The following is a 255-nucleotide window of genomic DNA, read 5'->3' as shown; positions in this document are numbered from 1 at the left end:
CGAGCAGGGTCCCCGCGACCGTGGCGACCACCACGGAGCCCGAGAGCCGACGGGCGATGAGGTAGACGAGGAGGACCGAGGCGGTGCCGAGCAGTGCGGTCGCGAGTCGCCAGCCCGCGCTGTTGTCCGGTCCGCCCAGCGCCATCCCGAGGGCGATCAGCCACTTGCCCAGCGGCGGATGCACGACGAAGGCGCCCTTGTCGGAGAGCGGCAGCTCCTGCAGCGTGATGAAGGCCTCGTTCGCGTTCTCGCCCC

The 255-nt window shown here is 71.8% G+C and carries 1 protein-coding gene; it reads right to left on the bottom strand.

From position 1 onward, the window contains the following. Positions 1-255: glycosyltransferase family 39 protein (locus SB660_RS22080; RefSeq protein WP_410584605.1), on the bottom strand; the 255-nt coding region annotated here is incomplete at both ends.

The organism is Bacillus sp. SIMBA_005, assembly GCF_046535585.1.
Lineage (GTDB): Bacteria > Bacillota > Bacilli > Bacillales > Bacillaceae > Bacillus > Bacillus pumilus.
Note: the sequence above shows the minus strand (reverse complement) of the source record. Positions and strands in the feature narration are given on the sequence as shown.